This is a genomic window from Asaia sp. W19, assembly GCF_003994335.1.
Classification (GTDB): Bacteria; Pseudomonadota; Alphaproteobacteria; order Acetobacterales; family Acetobacteraceae; genus Asaia.
Window position 1 is genome coordinate 1 of sequence record NZ_PNQZ01000103.1, and the last position, 10270, is coordinate 10270.

Consider the following 10270-nt stretch of genomic DNA (forward strand, 5'->3'; position numbering starts at 1 on the left):
TCAAGGCCCGCGTGGTTTCCTTCCCGTCCTTCGACCTGTTCGAAGAGCAGGACCAGGCCTACAAGGACAGTGTGCTGCCGCCGGACGTCAAGGGACGTGTGGCTGTCGAGCAGGCTGCTGCTTTCGGCTGGGATCGTTACACCGGCATCGGCGGTTCGATCATTGCGATGAACAGCTTTGGCGCCTCCGCACCGCTCAAGAGCCTTCTCACCAAGTTCGGCTTCACGCCGGAGAAGGTTTACGATGCGGCTCGCGAGCAGGCTGCCCGCAAGTAAGACGACTACCGGGGCCTGACCGCTTCCTCGGCGGTCGGGCCTTTCGGGGCCCTAGCGTGCTTTGGCCCCCTCACTATGAGGTCAGGGTCGGAAGGCCGACCTGAGCTGAGGCGAGCGTCCCTGTGGAGCTCGTCAGGTGGACAGACAGGAGTACGTCATGGACGTCGAACAGAAGCAGGGTGCCGCCACAAGCGGGAACCCGCTGCGTGACCTTTCCAAATTTGGCCAGTCACCCTGGCTGGACTTCATCCAGAGATCCTATACTGCCGATGGCAGCCTGAAGAAGCTTGTGGACGAGGACGGCCTGCGTGGCGTGACCTCCAACCCGGCCATCTTCGAAAAGGCGATGGGCTACGGCACGGATTACGACGCCCAGATCAAGGATCTGCTGGCGAAGGAAATCCTCTCCCCCGGTGAGCTCTACGAGAAACTGGCCATCACCGACATCAAGGCGACCGCCAAGGTCATGCACCCGGTTTTCGTGCAGACCAAGGGCCTCGATGGTTATGTCAGCCTCGAAGTGTCACCTTATCTTGCTTTCGACACCAAGGCCACGGCTGACGAGGCCCGTCGTCTGTGGGCTGCCGTGAGCGAAGAAAACCTGATGATCAAGATCCCGGGCACGCCTGAAGGTGTTCCGGCATTCCAGGAAGTCACCTCGGAAGGCATCAGCGTCAACGTCACGCTTCTCTTCTCGCTCGAAGCCTACAAGAATGTTCTCGAAGCCTACATCAAGGGTCTTGAGATCCGTCATGCAGCGGGCAAGGATATCAGCAAGATCGCCAGCGTGGCGTCGTTCTTCGTGTCGCGCATCGACGGCAAGATCGATGGGGCCATCGACCGTCGCGTGAAGGAAGGCGACAAGGATGCCGAGGCGCTGAAGGCTCTGCGTGGCAAGGTTGCCATCGCGAACGCCAAGGTTGCCTATCAGCATTATCTCGAAGTGACCGCTTCCGAGCGCTGGAAGAAGCTGGCTGCTGCTGGCGCTCAGCCGCAGCGTCTGCTCTGGGCCTCGACGGGCACCAAGGACAAGACCTTCTCGGACGTTCTTTATGTTGAAGAGCTGATCGGTGAGGACACGGTCAACACCATCCCGCCCGCAACCTTCGATGCCTTTCGTGATCATGGCAAGCTGCGCGCCAGCCTGACTGAAAACGTGGAAGATGCTTTCAAGGTGCTCGAGCAGCAGGCCAAGCTAGGCCTCGACCTCGATGGCGTCACCAAGACCCTTGTAACAGAAGGCTGCGCTTCGTTCTGCGACGCTTTCGACCAGCTGCTTGGGGCGGTAGCAAACAAGCAGGCCACGTTTCTCGGGCCCAAACTGATCGAGCAGAAGGCCGACCTTCCGGCCGATCTGAAAGCCGCCTCTGACGCGGTTCTCGAAGACTGGCGCAAGACCGGCAAGGGCCGCAAGCTCTGGGCCAAGGACGCCTCTGTCTGGACTGGTGGCGATGAAGCCAGCTGGCTGAAATGGCTCGATATCGTCGATGAGCGTTTGGCTCATGTCGCCGAGCTCGAAGCCTTTGCCAGCGAAGTCAAGGCCAAGGGCTTCAGCGATGTGCTGCTACTCGGTATGGGCGGTTCGAGCCTCGGTCCTGAGGTGATTGCCGAGACGTTCGGTCAGATCGCAGGCTTCCCCAAGCTGCACGTGCTCGACAGCACGGACCCGCAGCAGGTCAAGACGTTCGAGAATGCGGTTGACCTCAAGAAGACGCTCTTCATCGTCTCGTCCAAGTCGGGCGGCACGCTGGAGCCGAACATCCTGAAGGCCTACTTCTTCGCCGCTGCCGAAAAGGCGCTCGGCTCGGCCCCCGGCAAGCACTTCGTTGCCGTGACCGATCCTGGCTCGCATATGGAGCAGGTGGCCAAGGGCGATGGCTTCTGGAAGATCTTTTACGGTGAGAAGCAGATTGGTGGCCGGTTCTCCGTGCTCTCCAATTTCGGTCTCGTCCCCGCAGCCGCCGCCGGTCTGAACGTTCGTGCGTTCCTCGAATCGGCTCTGCGTTCCGTAAAGGGCGCCTCGGCCAGCACCCCGCCGGCGCAGAATACGGCGCTTCAGCTCGGTGCCATCCTCGGTGCGGCCGCAACGAAGTTCGGTCGTGACAAGGTGACGATCATCGCTTCACCCGCGATCTATGACCTTGGCGCGTGGCTCGAGCAGCTTCTGGCTGAGTCGACCGGCAAGAAGGGCACCGGCCTGATCCCGATCGATGACGAAACCCTCGGTGCACCGGGCGTCTACGGCAAGGATCGCGTCTTCGCCTATCTGCGCCTGACGGATGCGCCTTGCCCGAACCAGGAAAAGGCTATCGCCGCTCTCGCCGCCGCTGGTGAACCGGTTGTGACGATCGACTTGGCTGACAAGCTCGATATCGCCCAGGCATTCTTCCATTGGGAATATGCCACGGCTGTCGCAGGCTCGGTGCTGGCAATCGATCCGTTTGATCAGCCGGATGTCGAGTTCAGCAAGATCGAGACCAAGAAGCTGACGACCGCCTTTAACGAGACGGGCAAGCTCCCTGCCGAAACGCCGTTCGCGACCTCGGGTGCGTTCGAGTTCTTTGCTGACGAGACCAATGCGAAGGCCCTTGGCGGCGGCGATGCGCTGACGATCCTGAAGGCACATTTCGGTCGCGTGAAGGCCGGTGATTATGTGGGCGTTCTCGCCTATGTGGAACGCGATCTGAAGACACGTGAGTGGATCCAGAACGTGCGCCTCAACCTGCGTGACCAACTCAAGGTCGCGACGGCAGCCGAGTTCGGACCGCGCTTCCTGCATTCGACCGGCCAGGCCTATAAGGGCGGCCCCGATAGCGGCGTGTTCCTGCAGATCACGGCGGATGATCATGCCGATCTCGCCGTGCCGGGTGAGCGTTTCACCTTCAGTGTCGTGAAGGCAGCCCAGGCGCGCGGCGATTTCGACGTGTTGTCAGAGCGCGGACGTCGCGCCCTGCGCGTGCATATCAAGGGACCGCTCGAAGCTGGCCTCGCCGAACTGGCGACGGTCATCAAGAAGGCCGTCTGAGACTGACGCAATCCGCCCCGCTCAAACGGGGCGGATTGTTTTTTGACGTGATAGTTAGAGGGCACAGGAAGACTGTGCAGGAGTTTTAGAGATGCAAATCGGTATTGTTGGCCTTGGCCGTATGGGTGGCAACATTGCAGTGCGCCTGACCCGTCATGGTCATGACGTTGTGCTGTTTGACCGCACCCCTGAAGTTGTGACCAAGACGTTCGACCGTGCCGAAAAGGGCCGTGCGATCGCTGCAAACTCTGTCGCCGATCTGGTCAGCAAGCTTTCGGCGGAGCGCAAGATCGTCTGGGTCATGCTGCCGGCCGGCGAGATCACCGAAGCCTGCGTGCAGGAACTGCGCGGCCTGCTCGGCAAGGACGACATCGTGATCGATGGTGGCAACAGCTACTACAAGGATGATGTCCGTCGCGCCCATGAGCTGATGGAAAAGGGCATCCACTATATCGATGTCGGCACGTCTGGCGGCGTTTGGGGCCTCGATCGCGGCTATTGCATGATGTATGGCGGCACCAAGGATTCGGCCGACCACATTGATCCGATCCTCAAGGCGCTGGCACCGGGCAAGGGCGATGTTGTGCGCACCATCGGTCGCGACCGTGAAGGCCTCGATCCCCGCGCCGAGGAAGGCTATCTGCATTGTGGTCCGGCCGGTTCGGGTCACTTCGTTAAGATGGTCCATAACGGCATCGAATACGGCATGATGCAGGCCTTCGCCGAAGGCTTCGACGTCATGAAGTCGAAGAACTCGCCGGTTTTGCAGGAAGACCAGCGCTTCGACCTGAACATGGCCGATATCGCCGAAGTGTGGCGTCGTGGCAGCGTGGTCTCGTCCTGGCTGCTCGACCTGACGGCCGATGCGCTTGCCAAGAACGAATCCCTCTCCGAGTTCTCGGGTGAAGTGGCTGACTCGGGTGAGGGTCGCTGGACGATCGAAGCCGCCATCGAGGAATCGGTGCCGGTGCCGGTCATGACGGCCTCGCTCTTCACGCGTTTCCGCTCGCGTTCGGGCAACAACTACGCGGAGAAGATTCTCTCCGCGATGCGCTTCGGCTTCGGCGGTCACGTCGAGAAGAAGTGAGAATTCGGGCCGGGACCGCACTGGTCCCGGCCCTTTTTTTTTCTCTACACTGTTTGCCTGAATGCCAGCGGGAGCTTGTTCGCTCCCGCTCGCACTCCGGCTTTCCGATTATCGACTCAAAAGGTTTGTCATATGGTCGACGTTTCCGCTCCTGCACATGCGGCTTTGTCCAGTAACGAGACATCGCGCGGGGTTCGCCAGGCGCCCCCAGGCTCCATGGTCATTTTTGGCGGTGGCGGTGATCTGACGAAACGACTTCTGGTCCCTGCTATCTATAATCTGGACTCTGCCGGTCTGCTCAGCGAGGATTTCTCGATCATCGTGGTCGATTGGGCCGAGATGACGACCGAGGGGCTTCTGGAACAGCTCAAGGGCGCCCTGGACGACTTCGTGAGCAAGCGTGGTACCAATGCCACCAAGCTGCGTCAGGATGTATGGGATCGCCTCTCGCAGAGCATCACCTATCTGCGCGGCTCCTTTGAGGAGCTCTCGACTTTCGAGGCACTCAAGGAACGCCTGGGCGATCGTTCTGCCGTATTCTACCTTGCTGTAGCGGCGCGCTTCTTCGGGCCCATCGTCGATCTTCTCGGAGAATCAGGTCTTGCCGACCAGACCGATACGGTTTCGCGTCGTGTCATCATCGAGAAGCCCTTCGGTGCGGATCTGGAATCAGCAAAGGCGTTGAACGCTCGCCTGCTGCGCTCACTCGATGAAAATCAGATCTATCGTATCGATCATTATCTCGGAAAAGAAACCGTCCAGAATATTCTGGCCCTGCGTTTCTCAAATGGCTTTTTCGAACCGTTGTGGAACCGCCAGAATATCGATCACGTGCAGATTACAGCAGCCGAAACCGTGGGCGTGGAGCGCCGTGGCCGCTTCTATGAGAGCACCGGTGCCATTCGCGACATGGTGCCGAACCATCTCATGCAGCTTCTCTCCATGGTTGCGATGGAGGCCCCGACCTCCTTCGATGCCGAGGCCGTGCGTGACGAGAAGGCCAAGGTGCTGAGTGCCATCCAGCCTATCGACCTCTCCCAGGTGGTGCGCGGGCAATATGTCAGCGGGTCTTTCGGGGTGGGGGACGAAGCTGAGGCGCTTCGCGGCTATCGCGAGGAGCCTGATGTCGCCATGGGCAGCCAGACCGAAACCTATGTCGCCATGAAGCTGCGTATCGATAACTGGCGCTGGGCCGGCGTGCCGTTCTACCTGCGGACGGGCAAGCGCCTGCGTCGTCGCAAGACCGAGATCGCCATCCATTTCAAACAGGCACCGTTCGCTCTCTTCCGTGACACGCCTGTCGACAAGCTCACACCCAATATCATGGTGCTGCATATTCAGCCGACTGAAGGCGTGACCATGCAGTTCTCGGCAAAGGTACCGGGGCCGTCCGTGCGTCTGGGCGGTGTGCGCATGAAATTCGATTATTCCGACTGGTTCAGCGAAGGCCCGAGCACCGGCTACGAGACGCTGATCTATGACTGCATGATCGGTGACCAGACGCTCTATCAGCGCGCGGATACCATCGAGGAAGGCTGGCGTATCGTGGAGCCCGCCTTCACCCAGAACATCGCCGATAAATCGCCGCTCTGCTTCTATCCGGGTGGTCTTGACGGTCCGCGTGAAGCTGATGAACTGCTGGCCCGCAGCGGTCGTCGCTGGCTGGACCTGAACAACTAGACCAATCTCACACCCAAGAAGGAGATGTCATGACTGTCGATCTGGATGCCATTCACGCAGCGTTGCCGCCTATGGCGTCCACGATACGCCTTGTCGTTTCCGATATCGACGGCACGCTTATCGGCCCTGATAAAAAGCTTGCCGCCTCGACCCATCAGGCCGCGAAGCAGCTGGCTGAGGCCGGGATTGCGCTCTGTCTCGTCAGCTCGCGTTCCGCCGAAGGCATCCTGCGCTACCACCATGAGCTCGCTCTCAAGACGCCCTTCGGCGCTCTGAATGGCGGGCTCATTGTCAGCCCGGATGACGAGATCCTGTCTCACCTGGTCCTTTCCGAATCGACCGTGCAATCGGCTTGTGACACGCTATCCGTGCACAAGATCGACACATGGCTGTTTCGTGACCATGACTGGCTGATTCGTGATCCCGGAGCTTATTACGTTGAGCATGAGCGTAAATCCGTTGGAATCGAGCCGGTCGTTGTGCCGGATTTCGGGCCGTATCTCGGCGGTGTCGGCAAGATCATGGCAGCAAGCAGCAATCCGGCGCTGCTTCAGCGTATGGAAGTAGAAATCGGTGCCATGCTGACCGGTCAGGCCAGCGTACACCGCTCTTCGGATTACTATCTCGATATCACCCACAAGGATGCCAATAAGGGCTTTGCGGCCAAGGCTCTGGCCAAGCGTCTAGGCATTCCCATGGAGGAGGTTGCCTGCATTGGTGACATGTCCAATGATGTGCCGATGCTCGGCATTGCAGGGCTTGGAATCGCCATGGGGAATGCCTCTGCCGAAGTCAGCGCGCATGCGCATGTCACGACGGGGCGAAACGACGCCGATGGCTGGGCCGAAGCAATGGAGCAATTCGTTCTCCCGCGCGCGCCCTGAGGCCCAACCCGCGGGCTTGGGGACGCCAGGCACTTATTGCCAGACAAGACAGGGCTCGGCCCGTTGAGGGTGACCCTGCCAGACAGGCCAGCGGAGCCGATGCTGGCCTGACAGGAAGGATTGAAGAATATGAGTGGACATGATGTGACCTCTGCCCGCGTGGTAATTCTGGAGGATGGCGAGGCTGTCGCCCGGAAAATGGCGCAGTGGCTGCTCGATCAGGCGCTGGCCAAGAAGGAAGGTCCGTTTGTCATGGCGCTTTCGGGTGGGTCGACACCTAAGCGCCTGTTCAAGATCATGGCTGAACCCGAATACGCTTCGCGTTTTCCGTGGCGCCATACCCATGTGTTTTTCGGCGATGACCGTCATGTGCCGTTCACCCATGAGGACAGCAATTTCCGCATGACGGACGAGCTCCTTCTCGAGCATGTCGATCTGCCGACAGAGAACGTGCATCCCATCCCAGCCGATGGCACAGCCGCGCAGGATGCCGTCTGGTATCAGAATGCGTTGCAGGACCTCTATGGCAGCCATCACCTGATCCCGGGAAAGCCGCTTTTCGATGTGGTGATGCTTGGCATGGGGCCTGACGGTCATACGGCCTCGTTGTTTCCGCGTCAGCCCATTCTGCAGGAGCGTGACAAATGGGTCGCCGCTTGCACACCTGACAACGCGCCGCATGACCGCGTGTCGCTGACCTACTCCGCCATTCATTCGAGCCGCGCCGTTGTGTTCCTGATCGAAGGGGCTGGCAAGGCCGAGATGCTGGCGCGTGTCCGGGCGGGTGAGGAAGCGCTTCCGGCCGCGCATATCACGTCGGAAGGCGAGGTTGTTTTCCTGGTGGACAAGGCGGCCGCGGGAGGGCTGTCCAATGACTGACGCCCCGACTGATACCGCCGCTGCGCGGGTTGCCGAGCTCAAGCGTGAGGCGGCGACTCACGCGATTGCCTATATCGAGGACGGTATGGCCGTTGGCCTGGGGACGGGCAGCACGGCAGAGTTCATGATCGACGCGTTGGGTGAGCGCGTCCGTCGCGAGGGGCTCAAGATCCGGGCTATCCCAACCTCGGAAGCAAGCGCAGCTCAGGCACAGAGCCTGAACATCCCCATCACGAATTTCTCGGATGATCCCTATCTGGACGTCGCGATTGACGGTGCGGATGAGGTCCAGACCGGCTCCCTTTTTCTGATCAAGGGACGGGGCGGCGCGTTGTTGCGTGAGAAGATTGTTGCGGTTTCTGCACGCAAATTCATCGTCATCGTTGATGAGAGCAAGATCGTTAAGGATCTGGGGACCCATATGCCGGTCCCGGTCGAGATCATCCCCTGGGGTTGGGAGCGTGTCGAAAACCTGCTGCGCAAGACAGGTGCAAAGTCTTGTGTGCCGCGTCGCAAGGAAGATGGCTCGCTCTATATGACCGATAATCACAACATCATCATCGATTGCGATTATAAGCGCATCGAGGAGCCGCGTGCTCTGGCTGATCGTATCATCTCCATCACGGGCGTGGTCGATCACGGACTCTTCCTCGACATCACCTCCGAGGTGCTGGTTGCCGGTGCTTCGGGGCTGCAGAGGCTGACAGCATGAGTGGGGCGTCTTGCGGGGCAAAGCCCGGCCTGTTCGTCGTCATGGGGGTTTCGGGCTGCGGCAAGACAACCGTCGCCCAAGGGCTCGCCGCCTATCTGAAGGCGCCGTTTCAGGAGGGGGACAGCCTTCATCCCCCCGCGAATGTCGACAAGATGCATAGCGGCATTCCGCTCGATGATGCCGATCGTGCGCCTTGGCTGCGCATCTGTCATGAATGGCTGCGCACGCATGAGGCGACTGGCGGGGTCCTGACCTGCTCTGCGCTCAAACGCAAATATCGTGACACGCTGCGCAACGGGCTGGACGTGACCTTTGTCTATCTCGAGACAAGCGAACGCACGATCGCGGAGCGCCTCAAGCAGCGCATCGGCCATTTCATGCCGCCGAGCCTGCTGCCAAGCCAGCTTGCGACGCTTGAGCCGCCGGGAGCGGATGAGAATGTCATCACTGTGGATAGCGCGGGGACGCCTGAAATCGTCATGGCCAAGCTGACAGAGGCGCTCAAAGCCCGCAAAGCCTGAGCCGTATAGCCATGAGGGATCGATCCGGTTGCGAAAACTGGATCGATCCAACACCCGACCGGATCATTTTGTCCCCGAATACCAACAGCTTATGCACATCCTGATCCGCAGAGTTGTTCCTTGAATCTGGGGATAACTCGCATTGGGGGGGTCCTTGCCACGTGCGGTTGCCATGGCACGAAATCGCTGCGGTAGACACGCCATCCACGCCTCATTTCAGCCCTTAGTCATGCGTTATCGTATCTGTTCTGGGACGGATTTGAATAAAGGATGGAGGCGATGATGCTCCCGACACCCCCGCGGCCAGTTGCGCGCTTGATCGCGCTCGGCGCGATATCGGCCTGTGTGCTCATCCTGACCGGATGCAAGCATCGCCATACGGACAGCACGGCTTCACTGGATGTGCCCATGCCAGCCCCCTCGGTGGGGTCGTTCGGTGTGGCCCGCTTCGCAGGAATACCGGCCGCGCTCAAGGCCGGGCGAAGCGATATTGCTTATGATCACACCCTGACAATGACCGTCCCTTCGACGAAGGTGTCGACGCATTTCACCCATCTGCGCGATCTATGTCTCGGTATGGAGGGGTGCGCGCTCGTCTCAGCGAATATGGAGACCGAGGAAAGCGGCCCCGGCGAATTTACACATGAGGCCCGTATCTCCGCCCGTCTTCCACATGAGCGCATCGAGGCTTTCCTGAAAGTGGCCGGAGCCATCCTCCCGGGAGAGCGGCTGGACGACGTCGTGACGAGCAATGCGAACACGAACGAACTCGACCTTCATGGCAGCGTGACAGATGTTGAGCGCCGACTGGCACAGCTCACCACCTATCGCGACCGGCTGGAGGCGCTCGAGGGACAGAGCGCTGGGCGCACGGATGATCTGATCAAGATCGCCAAAGAGCTTTCTGAAACCCAAAGCGCTCTGGAGGCCGCGCAGAAGGAACGGGCGGATCTCTCCCGTCAGATCGATACCGAGAAGGTTACGGTCACCTATCAGAGCGCGCGCGAGGTCGTGAGCCCACTCCGTCAGAGCCTGCGAAAGACGCGGCAACTCTTCATGGAGAACCTGGCCGATCTCTGGGTGTTCCTTGTGCAGGTCATCGTCTGGGGGCCGCTCATTCTCCTTTCTCTCCTGGTGTTACATGGGCTGTGGCGCCGAGGATGGTTCAGCCGAAACTGAGGCAGGCCACGGGTGATTCCGATTGCCC

General features: G+C 60.1%; 9 protein-coding genes. All 9 read left to right on the plus strand.

What is annotated here, in order from left to right; genetic code table 11:
- Positions 1-275: transketolase-like TK C-terminal-containing protein (locus tag C0V97_RS16750; protein WP_408860502.1), on the plus strand; the 275-nt coding region annotated here is incomplete at its 5' end.
- 157 nt (positions 276-432) lie between these two features.
- Positions 433-3300 (plus strand): bifunctional transaldolase/phosoglucose isomerase, encoded by a 2868-nt coding sequence (locus C0V97_RS16755; RefSeq protein WP_127101472.1) that lies wholly within the window; start codon positions 433-435, stop codon positions 3298-3300.
- A 91-nt stretch (positions 3301-3391) separates the two neighbouring features.
- Entirely contained in the window at positions 3392-4387 is a 996-nt protein-coding gene (gnd, locus tag C0V97_RS16760; protein ID WP_023978565.1) for a phosphogluconate dehydrogenase (NAD(+)-dependent, decarboxylating), read from the plus strand.
- 132 nt (positions 4388-4519) lie between these two features.
- A complete protein-coding gene (gene zwf / locus C0V97_RS16765) occupies positions 4520-6067 on the plus strand; it encodes a glucose-6-phosphate dehydrogenase (RefSeq protein WP_127101470.1) in 1548 nt (515 codons plus the stop codon).
- 29 nt (positions 6068-6096) lie between these two features.
- Complete coding sequence (locus tag C0V97_RS16770; protein ID WP_127101468.1) at positions 6097-6951, plus strand: HAD family hydrolase; 855 nt, start codon at positions 6097-6099, stop codon at positions 6949-6951.
- 129 nt (positions 6952-7080) lie between these two features.
- A complete protein-coding gene (pgl, locus tag C0V97_RS16775; RefSeq protein WP_127101466.1) occupies positions 7081-7830 on the plus strand; it encodes a 6-phosphogluconolactonase in 750 nt (249 codons plus the stop codon).
- Complete coding sequence (rpiA, locus tag C0V97_RS16780; RefSeq protein ID WP_127101464.1) at positions 7823-8542, plus strand: ribose-5-phosphate isomerase RpiA; 720 nt, start codon at positions 7823-7825, stop codon at positions 8540-8542. The genes pgl and rpiA overlap by 8 nt, the downstream gene beginning before the upstream one ends.
- A complete protein-coding gene (locus C0V97_RS16785) occupies positions 8539-9063 on the plus strand; it encodes a gluconokinase (RefSeq protein ID WP_127101462.1) in 525 nt (174 codons plus the stop codon). Before rpiA ends, C0V97_RS16785 begins: the two co-directional genes overlap by 4 nt.
- Before the next feature lie 279 nt (positions 9064-9342).
- Positions 9343-10242, plus strand: a complete 900-nt coding sequence (locus C0V97_RS16790; RefSeq protein ID WP_158625350.1) for a DUF4349 domain-containing protein — start codon at positions 9343-9345, stop codon at positions 10240-10242.
- Positions 10243-10270 lie beyond the last annotated feature (28 nt).